The 22596-nt window shown below is 72.1% G+C and carries 18 protein-coding genes; 9 read left to right on the top strand and 9 right to left on the bottom strand.

Annotated features, from left to right (window positions below):
- Positions 1 to 186: 186 nt before the first annotated feature.
- Positions 187 to 1941 (top strand): TIGR03767 family metallophosphoesterase, encoded by a 1755-nt coding sequence (locus tag ACIPTO_RS12985; protein WP_401191323.1) that lies wholly within the window; start codon positions 187 to 189, stop codon positions 1939 to 1941.
- A 229-nt stretch (positions 1942 to 2170) separates the two neighbouring features.
- Entirely contained in the window at positions 2171 to 3379 is a 1209-nt protein-coding gene (locus tag ACIPTO_RS12990) for a glycosyltransferase (protein WP_401192118.1), read from the top strand.
- A 104-nt stretch (positions 3380 to 3483) separates the two neighbouring features.
- Here the strand turns inward: ACIPTO_RS12990 and ACIPTO_RS12995 are convergent, their stop codons facing one another.
- A complete protein-coding gene (locus ACIPTO_RS12995) occupies positions 3484 to 4533 on the bottom strand; it encodes a hypothetical protein (RefSeq protein ID WP_401191325.1) in 1050 nt (349 codons plus the stop codon).
- 206 nt (positions 4534 to 4739) lie between these two features.
- On the bottom strand, positions 4740 to 7334 hold the full coding sequence (gene pepN, locus ACIPTO_RS13000) for an aminopeptidase N (protein WP_401191327.1): 2595 nt from the start codon (positions 7332 to 7334) through the stop codon (positions 4740 to 4742).
- Between the two features lie 135 nt (positions 7335 to 7469).
- Between pepN and ACIPTO_RS13005 the strand changes: the two genes are divergently transcribed.
- On the top strand, positions 7470 to 8120 hold the full coding sequence (locus ACIPTO_RS13005) for a DsbA family protein (protein WP_366313477.1): 651 nt from the start codon (positions 7470 to 7472) through the stop codon (positions 8118 to 8120).
- Between the two features lie 16 nt (positions 8121 to 8136).
- Here the strand turns inward: ACIPTO_RS13005 and ACIPTO_RS13010 are convergent, their stop codons facing one another.
- From ACIPTO_RS13010 to ACIPTO_RS13020, 3 genes are all read right to left on the bottom strand, one after another.
- Positions 8137 to 8349 carry a hypothetical protein gene (locus tag ACIPTO_RS13010; RefSeq protein WP_366313479.1) on the bottom strand — a complete coding sequence of 71 codons (213 nt, stop codon included), beginning with the start codon at positions 8347 to 8349 and terminating at the stop codon, positions 8137 to 8139.
- A 134-nt stretch (positions 8350 to 8483) separates the two neighbouring features.
- Positions 8484 to 9905, bottom strand: a complete 1422-nt coding sequence (locus ACIPTO_RS13015; protein ID WP_401191329.1) for an FGGY family carbohydrate kinase — start codon at positions 9903 to 9905, stop codon at positions 8484 to 8486.
- A 28-nt stretch (positions 9906 to 9933) separates the two neighbouring features.
- Complete coding sequence (locus ACIPTO_RS13020; RefSeq protein WP_401191331.1) at positions 9934 to 10974, bottom strand: 2-hydroxyacid dehydrogenase; 1041 nt, start codon at positions 10972 to 10974, stop codon at positions 9934 to 9936.
- Between the two features lie 71 nt (positions 10975 to 11045).
- Between ACIPTO_RS13020 and ACIPTO_RS13025 the strand changes: the two genes are divergently transcribed.
- Together ACIPTO_RS13025 and ACIPTO_RS13030 are read left to right on the top strand one after the other, a co-directional pair.
- The gene (locus ACIPTO_RS13025; RefSeq protein WP_401191333.1) at positions 11046 to 12482 is read left to right on the top strand and encodes an FGGY-family carbohydrate kinase; all 1437 of its coding nucleotides are present in this window, start codon (positions 11046 to 11048) and stop codon (positions 12480 to 12482) included.
- Entirely contained in the window at positions 12479 to 13096 is a 618-nt protein-coding gene (locus ACIPTO_RS13030) for a histidine phosphatase family protein (RefSeq protein WP_401191335.1), read from the top strand. The genes ACIPTO_RS13025 and ACIPTO_RS13030 overlap by 4 nt, the downstream gene beginning before the upstream one ends.
- A 126-nt stretch (positions 13097 to 13222) precedes the next feature.
- Here the strand turns inward: ACIPTO_RS13030 and ACIPTO_RS13035 are convergent, their stop codons facing one another.
- Positions 13223 to 13858, bottom strand: coding sequence for a superoxide dismutase (locus ACIPTO_RS13035; protein WP_401191337.1), 636 nt, complete (start codon positions 13856 to 13858; stop codon positions 13223 to 13225).
- Positions 13859 to 14172: 314 nt separating this feature from the next.
- Between ACIPTO_RS13035 and ACIPTO_RS13040 the strand changes: the two genes are divergently transcribed.
- Positions 14173 to 14754 (top strand): biotin transporter BioY, encoded by a 582-nt coding sequence (locus tag ACIPTO_RS13040; RefSeq protein ID WP_401191339.1) that lies wholly within the window; start codon positions 14173 to 14175, stop codon positions 14752 to 14754.
- A gap of 386 nt (positions 14755 to 15140) precedes the next feature.
- On the opposite strand, the gene ACIPTO_RS13045 is transcribed toward ACIPTO_RS13040, so the two are convergent.
- On the bottom strand, positions 15141 to 15851 hold the full coding sequence (locus tag ACIPTO_RS13045) for an LPXTG cell wall anchor domain-containing protein (protein WP_366313493.1): 711 nt from the start codon (positions 15849 to 15851) through the stop codon (positions 15141 to 15143).
- A 229-nt stretch (positions 15852 to 16080) separates the two neighbouring features.
- Here ACIPTO_RS13045 and ACIPTO_RS13050 point away from each other — a divergent pair, with 229 nt between their 5' ends.
- Positions 16081 to 18156, top strand: coding sequence for a serine/threonine-protein kinase (locus tag ACIPTO_RS13050; RefSeq protein ID WP_401191341.1), 2076 nt, complete (start codon positions 16081 to 16083; stop codon positions 18154 to 18156).
- Positions 18157 to 18162: 6 nt separating this feature from the next.
- Here ACIPTO_RS13050 and ACIPTO_RS13055 read toward each other — a convergent pair whose 3' ends face one another.
- Positions 18163 to 19587: an amino acid permease gene (locus ACIPTO_RS13055; protein ID WP_366313495.1), complete on the bottom strand. Its 1425-nt coding sequence runs from the start codon at positions 19585 to 19587 to the stop codon at positions 18163 to 18165.
- Between the two features lie 215 nt (positions 19588 to 19802).
- Here ACIPTO_RS13055 and ACIPTO_RS13060 point away from each other — a divergent pair, with 215 nt between their 5' ends.
- Together ACIPTO_RS13060 and ACIPTO_RS13065 are read left to right on the top strand one after the other, a co-directional pair.
- Positions 19803 to 20288 carry a ribose-5-phosphate isomerase gene (locus tag ACIPTO_RS13060; RefSeq protein ID WP_366313497.1) on the top strand — a complete coding sequence of 162 codons (486 nt, stop codon included), beginning with the start codon at positions 19803 to 19805 and terminating at the stop codon, positions 20286 to 20288.
- A gap of 69 nt (positions 20289 to 20357) precedes the next feature.
- Entirely contained in the window at positions 20358 to 21173 is an 816-nt protein-coding gene (locus ACIPTO_RS13065; protein WP_401191344.1) for an Fpg/Nei family DNA glycosylase, read from the top strand.
- A gap of 13 nt (positions 21174 to 21186) precedes the next feature.
- Here ACIPTO_RS13065 and ACIPTO_RS13070 read toward each other — a convergent pair whose 3' ends face one another.
- The gene (locus tag ACIPTO_RS13070) at positions 21187 to 22446 is read right to left on the bottom strand and encodes a GNAT family N-acetyltransferase (protein ID WP_401191346.1); all 1260 of its coding nucleotides are present in this window, start codon (positions 22444 to 22446) and stop codon (positions 21187 to 21189) included.
- Between the last annotated feature and the right edge of the window lie 150 nt (positions 22447 to 22596).

Genomic DNA, 22596 nt, shown 5'->3' on the forward strand with positions numbered 1-22596 from the left:
GCACAGGGGCCGCCAAGATCCACGTACCGCGATCGGCGCTGCACGTTGCCGTCTCGTTTACGCGCAGGTCATCCCCGATGCCAAGCATCCAGTACGAGCGGGGACTTCGCGACCGCGATCGAAAACCGATCGCCGCGGACACCCGCGACCACTGCCGACGCAGTTCGTACTCGGGGAGATCGCGCCATGTCGCGCACACGCTCTGTCGCCAGCTCCGTGCTGGGGGTCAACCGCCGTACCGTCCTCGCCGCCACCGCGGCCGTGTCCGTCTCCGCAGGCGTCGGGTACGCCCTGCGGCCCACCGACAGCGAGGCCGCCACGGCCGACGCCGCCGAGGCGCCCGTCGCCCAGTCCCGCAAGGCACCGGCCGCGCCCCTCGCCCCGTACACCAAGGGCACCACCCTCGCCACGGTCGCCGCCCCGCGCACCGGCTCCGGCTACCGCCGGCTCGGCGACGGCGCCGGCTGGAAGCGCGTCGTGCGCGGTGACCTCGCCGCCGCCAAGTCCGGGCGCGCGGGCCGCCGTACGGCACTCGCGTCGTTCGTGCAGTTCACCGATCTGCACCTGATGGACACTCAGCACCCGCTGCGGCTGGAGTACTTGCGCTCCACCGACAAGCACGCGTGGCGCCCGCACGAGGCGTTGACCGTGCAGGGCGGGATCTCGCTGGTCGAGCGGGTCAACGCGCTGCGCGGGGCCCCGGTGACCGGCTCCCCGCTGCACTTCGTGATGACCACCGGCGACAACACGGACAACAACGCGAAGTCCGAGCTGGAATGGTTCATGAAGATCATGAGCGGCGGCCGGTTCACCCCCAACACCGGTGACCCGCGCCACTACGAGGGCGTCCAGAACAGTGGCCTCCCGCTGTACTGGCAGCCGGACTCGACCGTCCGCGACGGTGACAAGCGGGTCGGCTTCCCGCATCTGAAGGGCTTTCTGGCCGCCGCGATCCGCGAGGTCCGCAGCCCCGGCCTCAACCTGCCCTGGTACTCCACGGTCGGCAACCACGACGCGCTGCCGCTCGGCTGCTTCGGCTCGCACGCCGACCCGTACCTCACCGAACTGGCCATCGGCGGCAAGAAGTTGATGACCGCGACGGCGGCCGAGGCGAAGAAGCTGCAGAACGCGATCCGCGACGCCAAGGACCCCAAGGGCTCCGGCTACCGCGACTTCCTCAAGGCGCACGCCCGCTCCGCGCGGTCGGTCACGCCGGACGAGAAGCGCGCCCCGTACACCTCCGCCGAGTACCTCAAGGCCCACCTCGACCCGGCCCACCAGGGCCTCGGCCCGGTCGGTCACGGCTACTCCTCGGCGAACCTCGACGCGGGCACGCAGTACTACGCGTTCCGCATCGCCGACGACGTGATCGGCATCAGCCTCGACACCACGGACGCGGGCGGCCACTACGAAGGGTCCATCGGGGCGACGCAGCTGAGGTGGCTGGACAAGACACTCCGCGACAACAAGGACTCGTACGCGGTGATCTTCAGCCACCACACCAGCAAGACGATGGACAACACCCGCCCCGACCCGGCGCACCCCACCGAGCGCCGCTACGAGGGCTCGGCGGTCGTCGCCCTCCTCGGCAGCCACCCGAACGTGCTGGCCTGGGTCAACGGCCACATCCACCGCAACGTCATCACCCCGCACTCGGCGCCCGACGGCCGCAGCTTCTGGGAGATCTCGACGGCCTCGCACGTCGACTATCCCCAACTCGCCCGTGTCATCGAGCTGGTGGACAACAAGGACGGCACGCTGTCCCTCTTCACCACGCTGATCGAGTCCGCGGCCCCGCACCGCACCGACTTCTCCGACCTCACCCAGACCGGCCTCGCGGCCCTCTACCGCGAACTGTCGTACAACGCGCCGGGCTCCAGCACGGTCCTGGGGGGCGACGCGAAGGACCGCAACACGGAACTGATCCTCAAGAAGGGCTGATGCCCGCGCCCCCGGCGCCGGCGGCGGGAAGGAGGGCCGTGCTCACGGGAGGGCCGCGCGGCCCTGGCCAATTGACCACGGGATAACCAACCGGACCCGGACACGAGACGCCCAGTTCATTCGTGTGAAATGTCCGTGCCGCCTCATAACGCCTAACCCGCTGTTCACGGGGATGGCTCGATTCATACGCAAGGCGGGTGGTCGTGTGCGCGCTCGACACGAGCTGCACGTGCTGTCGGTCTACGAGGGGTTCTTCTCCGGAGGAGCCCGCATCGTCCACAGCGACGTCGTACGGGGACTGGTGGAGGGCGGCCAGCACCATACGGTGCTCAGCATCCACGGAGAAGTGCACCGAGAGGCGACCCGGCAGGCCATGGAGGACGACGCCTGCTACCAGCAGCTGACCGCGGCCGGCGTCGGCGTCTCCACCCTCGGCCGCAGCTTCCGCGGCGACGGCGATCCGGTCACGGAGGGGTTCCGCGGCCCCGAGCTGGCCGACACCGCCCGTGCCCTCGCCGGCGCCGACGTCGTCCTCTCCCTCAAGGAGCAGCCGCTCTCCCTGCTCAACCAGGCGGGCCTGCCCCGCCGCCCGATCGTCGCGTGCCTGCACCGCTCGGACCCCGAGCACTCCGGCACGGCCCTCGACGACCTGAAGGCCGCCATCGCCGACGGCAAGGTCGTCGCCGCCGTCTGCTGCGCGGAGTCCACCCGCGACGCCTACCGGGCCGCCGGCATCCCGCCCGAGGTCCTCCACGTCATCCCCAACGGCGTGGACCTGCTCCGCTTCCGCCCCGACCCGGCCCGGCGGCTCGCCCTCCGCGCCTCCCTCGGCATCCCGGACACCGCTCCCGTCGTCGTCTTCGCGGCCCGCTACGCCACGATGAAGAACATCCCCCTCTTCCTCCGCGCCGCCCGCGCGTGGCTGCGGCGCGAACCCGCCGGCCATGTGCTGATGTGCGGCGCGGGCATGACCGGCCACGACCAGCCGGCCCTCTCCGCCGACATCGACGACGCCTTCGGGACGGAGCGGGAACCGCTCGCCGGCCGGCTCCATCTCCTCGGCGTGCGGCGGGACATGGAGACCGTCTACGCCGGCTCCGACGTCGTCGCGCTCACCTCGTCCTTCGGCGAGGCCGCACCCCTCTGCCTGATCGAGGGCATGATGTGCGGCGCCGTCCCCGTGGCCACCGACGTCGGCGACAGCGCCTCCATCGTCGCCGGGCACGGCATCGTCACACTCCCCGACCCGGACGCCATCGCCTCGGCCTGGACCGCGGCGGTCGCGGGCCGCCCGGAGTTCGCCGAAGCCCACGCCCGCAGCCGCGAACGGTTCAGCCGTACGCGCATGATCGCCTCGTACGCCGCCCTCATCGACGGCCTGCACACGGGACACACGGCGACCAGCGCCACCCCGCCGCCGCTGCCCGAACCCCTGTAGGACGGACGGCACGGACACGAGGAGGGGCCACCGACCCCCGGTGGCCCCTCCTCTCCCCTCCTTGCCCCGCCCTGGCCCCGCCCTGATCCCGCCCTGGTCCGTCACTACCGGGGCAGCACCACGACATACGCGGCCGGATCGCGGTCGGCCGCCGCCATCAGCGCCGTACGGACCACCGCCGCCTGTTGCTCCAGGCCCTCGCGGAGCTTCCTGGGGGTGATGTGGACGACCGTGATGCCCAGCCGCTCCAGGTGCTCGCGCTTACGGGCGTACTCCGACCACAGCGCGTCGTCGTCCTGCCGGTGGCCCGGCCGGGGCGCGCGTGTGTCCAGCTCGACCGCGACCGCCTGCTCGGGCCAGTACGCGTCGAGGCCGCCGAGGTGCGGGCCGCCGGGAAGGCGCAGGTCGACGTTCCAGACCGGGTCGGGCAGGCTGTACTCGGTCACCATCCGGTAGAGGCGGTCCTCGGCGATGGCGCGGCCCTCGGCCAGCAGCGAGTCCACCGCGTCCACCACGTGCGGGCGGCCGAGCAGCTTGGCGTTGTTCAACTCCCGTACCACCGCGGCCGGTTCGCAGTGTCCGCCGCGTACCGCCTCGGTGAGCAGCCCGCGCACCGCGTTCGCGTCCGACAGCTCGGCCACCGCGTCGGCGAGGGCCCGCGGCACCGGGGCGACCGGGACGCCCCTCACCTGCTGCGGGGCGGGGAGCGAGACGGTGCGGATGATCCGCGCGCAGCCCGCCGAGCGCAGCCGGCGCATCCGGGGGACCAGCACGTCGAGCTGCTGGAGGGAGGCCGGCTCCGGGGCGGAGCTGAAGCCGTGCAGGGCCAGTGCGGCCATGCCGGTCAGCATCGCCTCCGCGTACGTCACCCGGTGCGGCTCCTCCGCGCCGGGCTGGACCGGGACCCCCGCCGTCCGCTCCCGCGCCGCGTACAGCAGCACCGCGTGCAGCCGCTCCTCGCCGGTCGGCGGGCCGGAGTGCAGCAGGACCACGCCGGGGAGGAACTGCTGCCACGGCCCGTCGGGTCGGCACTGCTCGTTCACCTCGGCCGCCGGGACACCGTGCGCCCGGAGCTGAGCCGTCGTCAGAACCCGGCGGTGGACCTCGGTGAGGTGGCTGAGGGGGCGGGGGGAGAGGGGGGTGTTGTGGTTCATGCAACGGGGTTTCCCGCGCCGGATCCGCTCCCTAACCGCTGTTACACGCTCGTCGGCAAATCCGGACAACGCGGCACTAAAGGACAGGCGTTCGGATGCCGAGTAGGCGCCGGAAACCCCTGGTCCTGATGGAGCGGACCAGGGGTTACGGGGAGGATTGCCTGTATTCGGTAACGGTCACGCAGAGGCCGATCCCAGGCCAGGGATCAGCCCTGGGCGCCGCGCCCCTCGTTGTCCGCCGCCTGCGCCCGCAGCGCCCGCGCCAGATCGTCCCGCGCCTCCAGCACCAGCCGCCGCAGCGCCGGCGCGGCCTCCTCGTGGGACGTCAGCCACGCGTCCGTCGCGTCCAGCGTCGCCCGCGCGTCGTCCGCCGCCGGGTGGGCCGGGAACAGCCCCCGCACCACGTCCACGCCGATCTGGATCGACCGCTCCGCCCACACCCGCTCGATCGCCGCGAAGTACTTCTCCGTGTACGGCGCGAGCAGCTCCCGCTGCGACGGCTGCGCGAACCCCGCGATGGTCGCCTCGACGAGCGCGTTGGACAGCGCGTCCGACTCCACGACCTGCGCCCACGCCTGCGCCTTGACGGCCGCCGAGGGCCGGGCGGCGAGACAGCGGACCTGGTGGCGCTTGCCCGACGCGGTGTCGTCCCGGGCCAGTTCGGCGGCCACCGCGGCCTCGTCGGCGCCGTGCGCGGCCAGCGGCTCCAGGAACGCCCAGCGCAGCTCCTGGTCGACGGCCAGGCCCTCGATCTGCTCCGTGCCGTCCAACAGGGCCTGCAGCAGGGCGAGTTCCTCCGGCGCCGACGCCACCGACGCGTAGAACCGCGCCCACGCCAGCTGGTGCTCGCTGCCCGGCTCGGCGTCCCGCAGGTCCCGCAGCGCGACGTGCGCCAGGAGCTTCGCGCCGGTCTCGCGCCACCACGGCGGCGAGTAGTTGACCAGCGCCGAGTTCGCCCAGGCGTGCAGCATCTGGAGCACGCCGATGTCGGTCTCCCGGCGCCCGAACCGCATCACCAGGTCGATAAAGTCGGGCGCGAGCAGCAGCGCGTCCCGCGTCATGTTCCACAGCGCCGACCAGCACAGCGCCCGCGCCATCGGGTCGGTGAGCGCCCCGAGGTGCTCGCGCAGGGTGTCCAGCGAGGTCGCGTCGAAGCGGGTCTTGCAGTACGTGAGGTCGTCGTCGTTGACGAGCACCAGCTCCGGCGCGTCCGCACCGGCCAGCTCCACCACGACCGTGCGCGGCCCGTCGACGTCCACCTCGGCCCGCTCGTACCGGACCAGCCGGTCGCCCTCCATCCGGTAGAGGCCCACCGCCACCCGGTGCGGGCGGAGTTCGGGGTGCGACTCGGCGGCCTCCTGGAGCACGGTCAGCTCGGCGACACGGCCGCCCTCCACGTCCAGCACCACCTGCGGAGTGAGGGAGTTGACCCCGGCCGTCTGCAGCCAGGACCGCGCCCAGGACGTCATGTCCCGCCCGCTCGTCTCCTCCAGGACCGACAGCAGGTCGCCGAGGCGCGTGTTGCCGTACGCGTTCCGCTTGAAGTAGCGGCGGGCGCCCTCCAGGAACGCGTCCTGCCCGGCGTACGCCACCAACTGCTTCAGCACGGACGCACCCTTGGCGTACGTGATGCCGTCGAAGTTGAGCTTGGCGTCCTGGAGGTCGCGGATGTCGGCGGTCACCGGGTGCGTGGAGGGGAGCTGGTCCGCGCGGTAGGCCCAGGCCTTGCGGCGGTTGGCGAAGGTGATCCAGCCGTCGGTGAAGCGGGTCGCGCCGACCAGCGCGAACGCGCCCATGAAGTCGGCGAACGACTCCTTCAGCCACAGGTCGTCCCACCACTCCATGGTGACGAGGTCGCCGAACCACATGTGGGCCATCTCGTGCAGGATCGTGTTCGCCCGCCCCGAGTAGGACGCCTGCGTGACCTTCCCCCGGAAGATGTACTCCTCGCGGAAGGTGACGAGCCCCGGGTTCTCCATCGCCCCGAGGTTGTACTCCGGGACGAACGCCTGGTCGTACTTCCCGAAGGGGTAGGGGTAGTCGAAGTGGTCGTGGAAGAAGTCCAGGCCCTGCTTGGTGATCAGGAAGACGTCGTCGGCGTCGAAGTGCGGCGCCAGCCCCTTGCGGCACATCGCGCCGAGCGGGATCTCCAGCGTCGTACCGTCGTCGAAGGTGCGCGTGTACGTGTCCGTGACGTAGTGGTACGGGCCCGCGAGGAACGCCGTGATGTACGTCGAGATCGGCTTCGTCTCCGCGAACTTCCATACGCCGTCGGTCAGTTCGCCGACGCCGTTGCTCCACACCGTCCAGCCCTCGGGGGCCTTCACCTCGGCACGGAACGGCGCCTTCAGGTCGGGCTGCTCGAAGGTGACGAAGACGCGGCGCGAGTCGGCCGGCTCGTACTGCGTGTAGAGGTAGACCTCGCCGTCCTCCGGGTCGACGAAGCGGTGCATGCCCTCGCCGGTGCGGGAGTACGCGCACTGCGCGTCGACGACCAGCTCGTTCTCGGCGGCCAGGTCCTCCAGCTGGATGCGCGTGCCGTCGAAGACCGCGCCCGGGTCGAGGTCCTTGCCGTTCAGCGACACGGCGGTCACGGCCGGGGCGATCAGGTCCGCGAAGCTCGCCGCGCCCGGCTCGGCGCAGCGGAACCGGACCGTCGTCACCGACCGGAAGGTGCGCGGTCCCGTACCGGCGTCGTCACCGACCGCCGAGCGCAGGTCGAGGGACACGTCGTACCCGTCGACGGACAGCAGGGCGGCCCGCTCGCGGGCCTCGTCGCGGGACAGATTCTCACCGGGCACGGAGGCACTCCCTCGGATGGTGTTCGATATGCGGTCAGGCCGATCCTGCCATGCGCCCCTGACCGTGGGCACCCGGGAATGAGGGGTGGAAGAGCGGTGTTGCGAGAAGGAAACGGCCGTATTCCGAGGAGCGTCATGTCTGAGACCGCCAAGACCCCCGTGGACTTCTGGTTCGACCCGCTGTGCCCGTGGGCCTGGATGACCTCCCGGTGGGTGCTGGAAGTGGAGAAGGTCCGGGACATCGAGGTCAGCTGGCACGTCATGAGCCTCGCCGTCCTCAACGAGAACCGCCTCGACGAGCTGCCCGAGCAGTACGCGGAGAACATGCGCCCCGGCGGCAAGTCCTGGGGCCCCGTCCGCGTCGTCATCGCCGCCCAGCAGCTGCACGGCGACGAGGTCACCGGCAAGCTCTACACCGCGCTCGGCACCCGCATCCACAACGAGGGCCTGGGCGTGACCCCCGAGTCCATCGCGCTCGCCCTGTCCGACGTGGGCCTGCCGGCCGACCTGATCGAGTACGCCGACAAGGACACCTACGACACCGAGCTGCGCGCCTCCCACAAGGAGGGCATCGACAAGGTCGGCCAGGACGTCGGCACCCCGGTCATCGCCGTCCCCGGCGCCGACGGCGAGCAGATCGCCTTCTTCGGCCCGGTCGTCACCCCCGCCCCCAAGGGCGAGGAAGCGGCCCGCCTCTGGGACGGCACCGTCGCGGTCGCCTCGGTCCCCGGTTTCTACGAGCTGAAGCGCACCCGCACCAAGGGCCCGGACTTCAGCAACCTCTAGGCCCGCGCATCCGCCCTCAGGCCTTCGCGTCCGGCTTGGGGAAGTAGCCGCCGTCCCGCCAGTTGAGCTGCCGCTGGTAGCGCCGACACCCCGGGACGGCACAGCGTATGTACGCCTCGGGGGCGAAGTCCTTCTTCTCCGCCCGGACGAACGCCAGCTCGTCGGCGTCCCGCAGCCCGCAGAACTCACGCAGCGGCCCACGACAGCCGGGGCACCACTTGTAGACCATGCAGAACCTCCACGAGACCCGCCCGGAGCGACTCGGCGCCCCGGCCCCGCGAGCGTAGACGCCCACGGGACCGGGGCGCAGCCGGTCACCCGCGATGCGCGGGACGGACCCCCGGCCCCCGGTCCCGCTCCGGCCTACCGCTCCCGTCCCCGTGCCACCGCCAGCCGGGCGAGGTGGTCCTCGAAGCCCTTGGTGTAGGCGGCGGCCCGGCCCGCGTCCGGTTCGACGATCTCCGTCGGCCGGGTCCAGGCCTCCGTGTCCAGCGGCACCCCGTACCGTTCGGCCGCCGCGAGCACCGCGCCCCGCGCCCCCACCTCGCCCTCGACGACCCGCAACGGCCGCCCCAGCACATCCGCGAGCAGCCGCATCCAGGCCGGGCTGCGGGTGCCGCCGCCGCACACGGCCAGCGAGCCCGTGAGGCCGGCCGCCTCCAGACAGTGCCGGGCCGCGAAGCCGATGCCCTCGCAGGTCGCCCGGATCAGGTCGGCGGGGGTCGACTCCAGGGAGACGCCGGTGAGTTCGGCCCGCAGCCGGGGCTCGACGAAGGGGGCACGCTCGCCGGACGGCGCGAAGTACGGCAGCACCCGCACCCCGTTCGCGCCGGGCGGGGTCGCCGCGAGCAGCGCGTCCACCTCCGCGTGCCGGACACCGGTCGTCGACAGCACCCAGTCCAGGGCGGCCGTGCCGACCATCGCCGGCATGGCCCGCAGCCAGTGCCCCGGCCGGTCGAGGGAGATGTACAGCCCGGCCGGTTCACCGCTCAGGTCCAGCTCGGTGGTCGCCACCAGACTCGCCAGGCACGTCCCCACGATCAGCAGCCCGTCCCCCGGTTCCGTCACCCCCGCGCCGAGCGCGCACGCGGGCAGGTCGTAGGGCCCGTTCGCGATCCGGGTTCCGGCCGGCAGTCCCTCGCCACGCGTCTCGGCCGTGGCGAGGGGGTCGGCGACCGGCGCCAGCAGCCCGCGCCGCCGGGTCAGCCCGAGCAGCTCGACGACACCGTTGTCGTACGACCGCGTCCTGGGGTCGAGGAACGGCATCGACGCGTCCGAGACATCCGTGGTCGCCCGCGCCCCCGTCAACCGCTGGAACACCATGTCCTTGCAGTACAGCGCGGTGGCCGCCGCGTCGAGCGACCGGGGCTCGTGCGCCGCGAGCCAGGCCAGCAGCGGCCCCGGACAGCCGGGGAACATCGCGCTCCCGGTCCGCCGGAACACCGTCTCGAAGGTGCCGTCCGCGAGCCACTGGTCGAGCAGTTCGTGCGCCCGCCCGTCCATCCAGGACGCCGCCGCCCGCACCGGCCGCCCCTCCCGGTCCACCAGCCACACCCCGTCGCCCTGCCCGGTCAGCCCGGCCAGCTCGACGGTCCCGTCCGTCCCCGCCGTGACCTCGTCGAGCACGGCGACGACCGCGCCGTAGACCTCGTCCATGTCCTGCTCGACGAACCCGCCGTGCATCGACAGCTCCACCGGCCGTGCGGCCACGGCGAGTTCACGCCCTGCACCGTCGAAGGCGGCGGCCTTCACCGTGGACGTGCCGACATCGATTCCGACGTACATAACGCCTCCTCGGAGTAGGTGACGATCCTCAGGTCAGGCTGTGCGCGAGCGGCTCCCGACGCGCCCACCGTCCCACCTCCGCCGCGGCGATCCGCGCCGCCTTCTCGGCCACGGCCCGCGACGCGCCCCCGAGATGCGGAGTCAGGACGACCCGGTCGGCGAACCCGAACAGCCGCGCCCCGGCGGGCAACGGCTCGCGCGCGTAGGTGTCGAGGGCGGCGGCCGACACCTGCCCGCTCTCCAGCGCGTCGCACAGCGCGTCCTCGTCCAGCAGCGGACCCCGCGCCACGTTGACCACCACCGCGCCCGGCCGCAGCAGCGCCAGCTCGCGGGCCCCGATCAGCCCCCGCGTCTCCGCGGTCAGCCGGGCGTGCAGGGTGATGACCTGGGACCGGCGCAGCAGTTCGTCCAGCGCCCCGACCCGGAGCCCGTGGATCTCGCCGTGCACATACGGGTCGTGGACCATCACCCGCGCCCCGAACGCGCACAGCACCCGCGCCACCCGGCTGCCCACGGCCCCGTACCCGACGAGCCCGACCGGCAGGTCCTCCAGCTCCGACCCGCTGCGCTCGTACGTGTAGTAGGCCGCCCCGTCCGCCCAGCTCCGCCGCCCGGCGAGGAGTTCGTGCGCCTGGGGGATCCGGCGCAGCGCGGCCAGCATCATCCCGACGGTGAACTCGGCGGTCGCGGCGGCGTTGCGCCCCGGCGCGAAGCACACGCGTACGTCGTGGGTCTTCGCCGCGTCCAGGTTGACGTTGACGGGTCCGCCCCGGCACACGACGACCAGCCGCAGCTCCGGGCAGGCCGCCAGCACACGTTCGGTGACGGGCCCCATCTGGGTGACCAGCACCTGCGCCCCGCTGTCCCGCAGGGCGTCGGTCACCTCGTCCTCGGCGTCCTCGGCCTCCTCCACCTCGGCGACGGGCCCGAACGGTCGCAGAGGCCAGCCGAGTTCCAACTCTCTTACGGTGAAGGGGCGTTCGCGCAGTTCCTCGGCGATGGCCGCCGTGATCAGCGACGGCAGTACGAAATGGTCACCGGCGGCGACGACACGCAGGGTCTCGGTCATCGTGGGGCTCCCTCCCTCTCCGCCACGATGAACGGGGAATGCCGAATGCGTAACCCCTGAGGGAGGTCCGGATGATGTTCGAGGGCGCAGCGGACGCGTGGCTGGGGATCGACCTGGGCACGCAGAGCGTCCGCGCCCTGCTGGTCACGGCCGACGGCACGGTCCTCGGCAGCGGGTCGGCTCAACTGGCGGGCCGCAGGGAGGGCGTACGGCACGAGCAGGACCCGGGGGAGTGGTGGGAGGCGGTGTGCACGGCGTCCCGGGCCGCGCTCTCCTCGCGGGCCTGGGGAAGCCGGATCGGCGGGCTCGCGGTGTGCGGCACCTCCGGGACGGTCCTGCTGACGGATACTCAAGGCCGCCCGCGCACACCGGCGTTGATGTACGACGACGGCCGCGCGGTGGACGAGGCGGCACGGCTCGGCATGCAGACGAGCTGGGCCCTCCCCAAGGCGCTGTGGCTGCTGGACGCGTACGGCCCCGGCCGCGTGACCCACCAACCCGACGTGATCACGGCGCGGTTGACGGGAGAGCCGGTCCCGACCGACTCCAGCCACGCCCTCAAGACGGGCTACGACGCGGAGCGCGAGGCCTGGCCGCCCCAACCGGCCCATCTGGCAGAGCGGTTGCCGGAGGTGGTCCGCCCCGGCGCGAGGCTCGGCGAGGTCTGCCGGGCCGCCGCCGAAGCGACGGGCATCCCCGCGGGCACCCCGGTCGTCGCCGGGATGACGGACGGCTGCGCGGCCCAGATCGCGTCCGGGGCGCTGCGCTCCGGCGCCTGGAACTCGGTCCTGGGCACCACCCTGGTCCTCAAGGGAGCATCCCCGGCCCCGGTCCGGGACGACGCCGGAGTGGTCTACAACCACCGTGCGCCGGACGGCAGTTGGCTGCCGGGCGGGGCGTCCAGCGTAGGGGCGGGGGCGCTGCCGCCGGGACCGGACCCGGCGGAGATGGACAGCCGGGCGGCGGCCTACGAACCCTCGGGCGCCCTGACCTACCCGCTGGCCTCACCCGGCGAACGCTTCCCCTTCCTGGTCCCCGAGGCCACCGCCTTCACCCTGGGCAGCCCGGCGTCGGAGGCGGACGGCTGGGCGGCGGTGCTCCAGGGCGTGGCGTTCACGGAGCGCCTGTGCCTCGACTACCTCCACCACCTGGGCGCCCCGATGGACGGCCCCCTCACCTTCACGGGCGGCGCGGCCCGCAGCGCGTACTGGAACCAGCTGCGCGCCGACATCCTGGGCCGTCCCGCCCGGGTGCCGGAACAGATCGAACCGGCCCTGGGCATGGCGGTGCTGGCGGCGTACGGCACCGGAGCGGGCGGGGGACTGGCCGAGGTGGCCGACCGCATGGTCCGCATCCGCACGGTCCTCGAACCCCGCGCGTCCCGTACGGCCCGCTTCACCGGCCCGTACGCTCGCCTGGTGGACGAACTGGAGACCCGGGGCTGGCTGCCGGCCCCGGTCGCCGCCCATGCCCGCACCCGCCTGAACCAGGACACGAGCGCCTCATGACCACCACCCTCCTGCTGGCCCGCCACGGCCAGACCGTCTGGCACACCGAGAACCGCTACGCCGGCATCAGCGACGTCGCCCTGACGGACACGGGCGTCGCCCAGGCGCGGGCACTGGGCCGCTGGGCCGAGGCCCACCCGGTGGACGCGGTCTGGACGTCCCCGCTGTCCCGGGCGGTCCTGACGGCGGCCCCCGCCTGCCGGGCCCTGCACCTCACCCCGCACACCGAACCGGCCCTGCGCGAATGCGACTTCGGGGTGGTGGAGGGTCGTACGCTCGCCGAGTTCGAGACGGAGGACCCCGAGGCGGCGGAGGCCTTCCGGTCGGACCCGGTGGCGCATCCCTTCCCCGGGGCCGAGGACCCGGCGGAGGCGGCGGCCCGGGGGACGGCCGCGCTGCGGCGCATCGCGGCGGCGCACTCCGCGGAACGCGTCCTGGTCGTGGCCCACAACACCCTCTTCCGGCTGGTGCTGTGCCGGGCCCTGGGGATCTCCCTCGGCGAGTACCGGCGGGTGTTCCCGAGGCTGCGGAACGCGGCGGTGAGTGAACTCCGGGTGCGGGACGGGGCGTTCGCGCTGCTCTCGCTCAACGTGCCGTGCGAGGACGAGGGGTGACGGGACCGGTCGCAAGGAGAACCCCCGCGAGTCACGTCCTCGCGGGGGTTCTCCTCTTCATCCGCCCGCCCGCGTGAAGGTTGAGAAGACGATCACGAGGCAGGACGCCGTGGCCGGCTCCGTGGGTCAGCCGGGCAGGATCGTGGTGCGGGACTTCGCGGCCTCGTGGCGCCGGGCCACGTCCTGCCAGTCGACGACCGCCCACATGGCGTCGATGAAGTCGACCTTCTGGTTCTTGTACTGGAGGTAGAAGGCGTGCTCCCAGGCGTCGAAGACCAGGAGGGGGGTGGAGCCCTGGCCGACGTTGCCCTGGTGGTCGTAGACCTGCTCGACGATCAGCCGGCCGCTGAGCGGCTCGTGGGCGAGGACGCCCCAGCCCGAACCCTGGGTCGTCGCGGCGGCCTTGGTGAGCTGGGCCTTGAAGCCGGCGAAGGAGCCGAACGAGTCGGCGATGGCGTCCGCGAGACCGCCCACGCCGTCGGCCGCGAGGGGTTCGCCGCCGCCGTCGCCGGTCATGTTGTGCCAGTAGATGCTGTGCAGGATGTGGCCGGAGAGGTGGAAGGCCAGGCTCTTCTCCAGCCCGTTCACCGAACCCCACTGCTCCTTGTCGCGCGCCTCCGCCAGCTGCTCCAGCGTGTCGTTCGCGCCCTTCACGTACGCCGCGTGGTGCTTGTCGTGGTGCAGCTCGATGATCTCGGGGCTGATCACGGGAGCGAGTGCGGCGTAGTCGTAGGGCAGGTCAGGAAGCGTGTAGACGGGCATGGCGGATCGGTCCCCTCCGGACTTCTTATTGCACATAGCTTGCAACTACAACCTAGCAGCGAAAAGGCTCGGTGTGGCCACTCCGGCACCGGCGTGCCGCGGCGGGCCGGGTTCGCCCGCCGACGGCCGGTGTGCGGGAGGGCACGGCGTCCGCGTGACCGGCATCACGCCCCGGCGCGTGTAACAGGCATCCTTTGTCCGGAGCCCACCAAGTCCCCGATCCCGCCTTTGTCGAACGCTGACGGTGATCGGCCCGAGAGGCCTGGGGTAGCGTCACGAAGTCCCCCTGCACCCCGTCAACCTGCGGAGTCCCCTTGAGTACCGCCGTCGCCACCACCCGCCCGGGCCAGGTCCTCGCCGACCTGCTGCCCGCCTCCCGTGTGCGGGACATCGCCCTCGTGCTCGGCGGCGCCGCGCTCACCGGCCTCGCCGCACAGCTCGCCGTGCCCGTGCCGGGCTCCTCGGTCCCGGTCACCGGCCAGACCTTCGCCGCCCTCCTCGTCGGCACCTCCCTCGGCGCCGGCCGCGGCTTCCTCTCGCTCGCCCTGTACGCGCTGCTCGGCCTGGCCGGCGTCCCGTGGTTCGCCGGGGGCACCGCCGGCGCCGGCGCCTCCTTCGGCTACATCGCCGGCATGCTCCTCGCCTCCGCCGCCGTCGGCGCCCTGGCCCGCCGCGGAGCCGACCGCTCCGTCCTGCGCATGGCCGGCACGATGCTGCTCGGCGAGGCGATCATCTACGCGATCGGCGTCCCGTACCTGGCGCTCAGCCTCCACCTCTCGGCCGGCGCCGCGCTCGCCGCGGGCCTCACCCCCTTCCTCATCGGCGACGCCCTGAAGGCCGCCCTGGCGATGGGCGCGGCCCCGGCGGCCTGGAAGTTCGTCAACAAGCAGCGCTGACAAGGCCGTCACCGCCGGAAGAGGTTCGCCGGGTCGTACGACGACGTGATCCCGGCGAGCCTCTTCCGCGTCCGCGCGTCGTACAGCCCGTCGGTCCGGTCACCGGCCCCGAACGCGAAGTTCACCGTCCGCCCGAGCGTCTGCGGCCCGAGCAGCGCGAACGGGGTCGGCGGGGTGGACGGTGAGCGGCTGTGCGGTGTGGTTCATGGGGGTCATGCCGGCCGCACGACATGACATGTGCCGTCAGGTTTTCCGGCACGTCGGAGGGCGTTCCGGTACGCGCGGGAGGGAGGGCCGGGTGCTCCCGCAACCCGGCCCTCCCTGCTCCAGCCCGCCCGGCCTCAGCCGCCCGGCCTCAGCCGGCCGGCCCGCCCGGCGTCGGCGGGTCAGCCCCGCAGGGCCTGCCGTCCAGGCCGCCGCTGCGACCAGTACAGGCCCGCCGCGCCCGCCGCGATCAGGGCCGCGCCGGCCGCGCCCAGGGGCAGGACGTCGTCGCCGACGCCCGTCTTGGGCAGCGTGTCGCCGCCCGGCGCCACCGGCTTGTTGTCGGTGCCGAGCAGCAGCGGGGTGGCCGGGGCGTTCGGCGACGGGTTCGCCGTACCGAACGGGACCGGGCCCTGCTGCCAGAACGTCTTCTTGCCGTCGGCGGACATCACCGGCAGACAGATCTTCCCGGCCTTGCTCAGGTCGTACGTCGCGTCGACCGCGTACGACTTCGACCTGCCCGCGGCGAGAGCGCCCACGGAGCACGTGAATCCGCTGTTCGAACCGGCCGGCAGATCCTTTTCGGCGATTGCCGAACAGCCCTGCACGCCATTGACCTTGAGGCCGTCGAAACCGACGACCAGAAGCTTGACATCGCCGCTCGCCTTGGTCCCCTCATTCTTCACGGTGGCGGTGATCGCCGTCTTTTTCGAACTGTTGTCGACCGAGATCTTCGACGGCAGGAGCGTGGTCAGTTTCACTCCGGCCGGAGCCGCGTCCACGGCCTTTCCGCCTTTTCCGCTGCCCGGCCCCTGGTCGTCCGCCGAGGCACTGAAGGAAAGGATCATCACCGCCGAGAAAGACGCGGTGAGCAGCGATCCTGTGATGGCCATGGTCGTAGCACGACGAGAACCCATGTTCGTCCCCCTTGTGTTCCCTTGTGATTCCCTGCGTTCCCCTGTGTCCCCCTGGGACTGCGCCTGAATTCGCAGTACTTGAAGAGGTACCACAAGATTTCTCCGCACTATGCTGGTACGGCATGAAGTGTGACCATTGTGGGGGTGCAGCGGATTGCCGGGGAATACGGGGAACATGAGGGGCGGCGGAATTCCGGGGCTGTTGGTGACCGGACGCTATCGGCTGGTCGAAAGTATCGGCCAGGGGGGAATGGGGCGGGTGTGGCGAGCCGCCGACGACATGCTCGACCGGCAGGTCGCGGTCAAGGAAATGCGCATCGACGGCCTCGACGCGGAGGACGCCCGCACCCGCCGCGAGCGCACCCTGCGCGAGGCCAGGGCGACGGCCCGCATCGACCACCCCAACGTGGTGCGGGTCTACGACGTCGTCGACGAGGGCGAACGCCTGTGGATCGTCATGGAGTTGGTCGCCGGGCGCTCCCTGGAACGCGTGCTGGCCGACGACGGCGCGCTCGGCCCGCGCGAGGTGGCCCGCGTCGGGCTCGGCCTGGTGGCGGCGCTGCGTCAGGTGCACGCGGGCGGCGTCCTGCACCGGGACATCAAACCCGGCAACGTGCTCGTCGAGGACGGCGGCCGACGTGTCGTGCTCACCGACTTCGGCATCGCCGCGATCCAGGACGCCACGGCGCTGACCGTGGTCGGCATGCTGGTGGGCTCGCCCGACTACATGGCACCCGAGCGGATCTCCGGGCGCCCGCAGGGACCGCCCTCGGACATCTGGTCGCTGGGGGCGACGCTCTGCGCCGCGCTCGGCGGGCGGTCACCGTTCTCCCGGGACACCACGCTGGCCACGCTGCACGCCGTGCTGTACGAGGAGCCCGAACTCCCGGCTGCGGCGGGCCCGTTGCGGGACGTGCTCGCGGCACTGCTGGAGAAGGAGCCGTCGGTGCGGCCGGGGCTGGAGGAGGTGGAGGAGGCGCTGACCCGGGTGGCGTCGTCGGCTGAGGAGGCGGAGGAGGCCGAAGGGCCCGCGGAACTCGCCGCGCCGGAGACGGAGTCGGAGTCGGAACAGGAGCCGCCTCCCGAGGCCTACCGGGAGTCGCCGACCCCGGTGTTCCTGGACCCGTCGCTCGTCCGCGCGGCACGCGATCCCCGGGTGCACGACCCCGACCGCGATCTTCGCCCGCACCCGCACCCGGTCGAGGACGCGATACCGACGCAGCGTCCCGCCACGGAGGAACCGGTCCCCGCCGCCGAAGCGGTCTCCGAGGCCGCGTCGGAGCCGAGTGCGGAGGCCCCGTCCGGCAACTCCCGGGAATCCGCGCCACGGCGGACGGGCGTCTCCTTCGTGCGCGCCGACCGAGGCGAGCGAACCGAACCCGCCGCACCGGCCGAGCCCGGCGCGGACGCCCGACTCGCCGAACGCGCCCAGGCGTTGACCGAGCGGAAGCCCGTGCCGCTCCCCGCCCACCCGCCGGCCCCGCGCCCGGCGCCGCCGCACTCCGCAGCCGAGCGCCCCGACCTGGGTCCCCACCCGGCTCGCGTGTCCCGCCCCGCGGCCCCGCCGCCCGAGGGCGGACTCCCGGGCCCCGCGCCCCGCCCCCGCCGCCGTGTCGCATTGATCGCCGCCGCGGCCGTCGTGGTCGCCGCCGCGGTCACCGGAACGGTCCTCGCGAACTCCGGCGGCTCGTCCGGCACTTCATCGGCTGCCGCGTCGGCGGGCTCATCGGCGGGCTCATCGGCATCGACCGAACCGTCCGCCTCACCGACCACGTCCTCGACCTCGTCCTCGTCTTCGTCCACGGCGGCCTCTCCCTCCCCGTCCCCCACGGTCGAGGGCACCTCCCGGCCCCCGAGCCTGCCCCCGGGTACACACCAGGAGGCGGGCGGTTTCGCCTGGGCGACGCCCGCCGGATGGCGCCGGGACCTGAAGACGGGTGCCGAGGTGCACTACACGTCACCGGACGGAAGCCAGGAACTCGTCGGCAAGTCGGCGCTCGCGCGCGGTGACCTTATGGAGACCTGGGAGGCGTCGGAGCGCAACGCCCAGCAGGGGCAGGACTATCGGAAGATCCGGCTCGAAAGGACGACGTTCCGCGGTTTCCCCGCGGTGACCTGGGAGTACACGTTCACGCTCAAGGGCGTCGCCTGGCACGCCCGGCTGCTCGGGTTCGACGAGGACGGGAAGTCGTACCAGATCAACACCTGGTACCAGCCGGGCGTGGAGGCGCAGGCCCTGGAGACCTACGACCGGGTCAGGAACAGCTTCGTCGTGCTGTGAACCCGCTCAGCCCACGGACACCTTGTCGGTGTCGGTGTCGGTGACAGCGGTCGCCCGGCCGCCCCGCACGCGCTCCTTGACCACCGAGACCACCACCACGGCCAGCGCGACGAGCAGGGACAGCAGCACGGTCGTACGGCCGCTGCTCTCGCCCTTCGTGTCGGTGAGCATGTAGCCGAGGACGAACACGATCAGGGCGATCGTCGCCCAGGTCAGATACGGGTACAGCCACATCCGTACGACGAGCTTCTCCGGCGACTCGCGCTCGATGATCCGGCGCATGCGCAGCTGGGACGCGCAGATGACCAGCCACACGAACAGGGCCACGGCACCGGAGGAGTTGACGAGGAAGAGGAAGACGGTGTCGGGATAGGCGTAGTTGAAGAACACGGCGACGAAGCCGAAGGCGACGGAGGCGATGATCGCCGCCATCGGGACACCGCGGGACGTGGTCCGGGCGAACGCCTTCGGGGCGTCCCCGCGACCGCCGAGCGAGAAGGCCATGCGGGAGGCCGTGTAGAGCCCGGAGTTGAGGCAGGACAGCACGGAGGTCAGCACGATGAAGTTCATGATCTGGCCGGCGTGCGCGATGCCGAGGGAGTCGAGGGCGGCGACGTAGGAGCCCTGCGCCTTGATCGACGGGTCGTTCCACGGGAGCAGGCAGACGACGATGAAGATCGAGCCGAGGTAGAAGACGCCGATACGCCAGATGATGCTGTTGGTCGACTTGGTGACGGCGCGCTGCGGGTCCTCGGACTCGCCGGCGGCCAGCGTGGCGATCTCGCTGCCCATGAAGGAGAAGACGACGAGCAGGACGCCGGTGAGGATCGCGCCGGGGCCGTTCGGCAGGAAGCCGCCGTGGTCGGTGAGGTTGCCGAGGCCCGCCTTGTCGGTGTGGGCGCCGGGCAGCACGCCGAAGATCGCCAGCGCGCCGACGGCGATGAACGCGCCGATCGCGACGACCTTGATCCCGGCGAACCAGAACTCGAACTCGCCGTAGGAGCCCACCGACACGAGGTTCGTGGCGGTCAGCACCACCATCACGATGAGCGCCCAGCCCCACTGGGGTACGGCCGGTATCCACCCTTCGAGGATCTTGGCGCCCGCGGTCGCCTCGACGGCGAGGACGACGACCCAGAAGAACCAGTACAGCCAGCCGATGGAGAAACCGGCCCAGCGGCCGAGCGCGCGGTCGGCGTGTGCGGAGAACGAGCCGGACGTGGGGTTGGCGGCCGACATCTCACCGAGCATGCGCATCACCAGCACCACGAGCGTGCCGACGAGCGCGTAGGAGAGCAGGATGCCGGGGCCCGCCGTCGCGATGCCCGAACTGGAGCCGACGAACAGGCCGGCGCCGATGACGCCACCGATGGCGATCATCGAGAGATGCCGGTTCTTGAGTCCTGCCTGAAGGCCAGAACCAGAAGTCATGGGGGGATTTCCTTTACGCCGGTTGGGATGCCGGTGGGGGATGCTCGTACGAGCGGCGAACGAGTCGGTCCAGTGAATCGGAGGTAAAGGAATTCCTGAACCTTTGAATCCAGATCGTTACTTGAGGTTCTCTTGAGGTTGTTAGGAGTTGCCGGTAATTAACGCGGTCGGGCCCCGGAGCTGCTGCCCGGAAACAGCCGTGTCACACTCGACGCATGCGCGTGTATCTCGGCTCCGACCATGCGGGCTTCGAACTCAAGAACCACCTCGTCGAGTGGCTGAAGGAGGCGGGACATGAGCCCGTCGACTGCGGTCCGCACATCTACGACGCCCAGGACGACTACCCGCCCTTCTGCCTCCGCGCCGCCGAGCGCGCCGCCGCCGACCCCGAGGCCCTCGGTGTCGTGATCGGCGGCTCCGGCAACGGCGAGCAGATCGCGGCGAACAAGGTCAAGGGCGTCCGTGCGGCCCTCGCCTGGAGCGAGGAGACCGCGTCGCTCGGCCGCCAGCACAACAACGCCAACGTCGTGGCCGTCGGCGCCCGGATGCACACGACGGAGGAGGCGACGAAGTTCGTCGAGACCTTCGTCGGCACGCCGTTCTCCGAGGACCCGCGGCACATCCGGCGCATCGACATGCTGACGGCGTACGAGGAGACGGGCGAGCTGCCGGAGATCCCGGCGCACCACCCGCAGCAGTAGGCACGCCGTTCGAGGCCCACCCGTCGGCCGGTCCGGACGGGTGGGCTGCTGGGAAAGGGAGTCCGTCAGGTGCCAGAAGGGCACACGATCCACCGGCTCGCGCTGGACTACGGCGCCCGGTTCGCCGGCCGGGCCGTTCACGTCACCAGTCCCCAGGGCAAGTTCAGTGACTCCGCCGCACTGCTGACCGGCAGGGAACTCACCCGCACCGAAGCCCACGGCAAGCACCTGTTCCTCGGCTTCCGGGACGAGGAGTGGATCCACATCCACCTCGGCCTCTTCGGCAAGGTGACCTTCGGCGGCACCTCCGCGCCCCCGCCCACGGACACCGTCCGCCTGCGCCTCGCGAACGACACGTCGTACGTCGATCTCCGCGGCCCCACCACCTGCGCCCTGATCACCGACACCGAGAAGCAGGCCGTCCACGCCCGCCTCGGCCCGGACCCGCTGCGCCCGCCCGAGGACACGGACCCGGGCGCCGCCTACCGGCGCATCTCCCGCAGCCGTACGACGATCGCGGCCCTGCTGCTGGACCAGAAGGTCATCGCGGGCGTCGGCAACGTCTACCGCGCGGAGGTCCTCTTCCGGCACGGCATCGACCCCTACCGCGCGGGCAAGGACCTCACGCCCGCCGAGTTTGACGCCCTCTGGGCGGACCTCGTCGAGCTGATGCGCGAGGGCGTCCGCCACAACCGCATCGACACCGTCCGCCCCGAGCACACCCCCGAGGCGATGGGCCGCCCGCCCCGTGTGGACGACCACGGCGGCGAGGTGTACGTCTACCGCCGGGCCCACCAGCCCTGCCACCTCTGCGGCGGCGAGATCCGCACCGCCGATCTCGCCGCCCGCAACCTCTTCTGGTGCCCCGACTGCCAGCAGGCGTAAGGGCGTTCAGCCCCTAGAACCCGTGCGGCAGCCAGGGCGCGGCCGCCGACCCGAACGCCAGTGACGCCTCCGCCAGCGCCCCGGCCCGCAGCTCCCGCACCCGCCCGGCGCCCGCGAGCGACGCGAGGGACACCCCGCCGAGATACGCGGCCCCCAACTCCCGTACGGACAGCGCGAGATCGGCCGGATCGCCGGTCCGCTCGCAGGACGCGCCCTTCGCGTCGCCGGTGAGCCGCCAACGCCCCTCGTTCCAGGGGCAGAAGGCGTCCTCGACCTCGAACACGACGTCCATGGGCGCCTGATACGTCCGCGCCTCCAGCGCGGCCCCCAGCTCCACCAGCCGTACGTGCAGCGAGTCCCGCTGCCGGATCGAGCACCGGCGGACGTCGGAGACGAGATGCTGCCAGAAGTCGTCGACGGGCCGGCTGTGCGTCGTCACCTTCCCGGTCAGGTCGATCTCGCAGAGGAACCGCCACAGCGCCGCGTACACCGCCGGGTCCAGCGCCTCCAGATCCCGCAGTCGTACGGCACCCTTGGGGCCCTGCGCGTCCCACTCGGGCTTGACGAAGTACCGCGTGTAGCCGACGACTTCACCGTCCCGCTCGGCGACCACGCAGCGCAGCGGCGACGCGCCCTCGCGCTCGCTCTCCGGGTCCAGCAGCGGCAGGTTCTCCCACCCGGGCCGGCGCGCCAGCATCCCGGGCCGCCGGGCCACCAGCCGCGCGTACACCGCCTCGCACGCGTCGCGCACGGCGGCCGGCTCGGCGTAGCGCAGGCGGACGTCGTCGGTGCCCGGCGGCACCGCGAGGCGCACCCGGTCCGTGTCGATCTCGGCGGACATGTTCATCGTCGCGATGCCGTACCCGAAGCGGCCGTAGATCGCCGGCTCGGAGGCCGTCAGGACGGCCAGCGGCTCGCCCCAGGCGCGGACGTCGTCGAGCTGGCGCCGCATCATCGACCGCAGGATGCCCCGCCGCCGGTGGGTGGCGGCCACGCTGACCATCGTGACGCCCGCCACGGGCACCGAGGCGCCGCCGGGCACGGTGAGCCGGAAGCTGAACGCACCCGCCGTCCCCACACACGTCCCGCCGTCCCAGACACCGATGGAACGGTCGACCTCGGTGAGCGCCCGCCACAGCTCGCGCTCCTCGGGCGGCTCCGGGGTCCCGCCGAAGGCGTCGATGAGCTCGTCGTACCAGGTGTCCCACTCCTCCTCGCGCAGTACGCGCAGCTCGGTGGGCTCGGCGGGCGTGTTCTTCGTGACTGTCCCCATGTGCCATGCCTACCAGGGCATTGCGGGACGAGCCAGGGAATTTCCGCTCGACGCCACCGCGAACGCCTCCGGTGAAGTTCACTGTGAAGTTGAACCTCGCAGGGGGGACAAGTGGGACCTCCCGTGCCAAGCGGCTGGTCGGATGGATAG

The sequence above is a fragment of the Streptomyces sp. NPDC090083 genome, assembly GCF_044747445.1.
GTDB lineage: Bacteria > Actinomycetota > Actinomycetes > Streptomycetales > Streptomycetaceae > Streptomyces.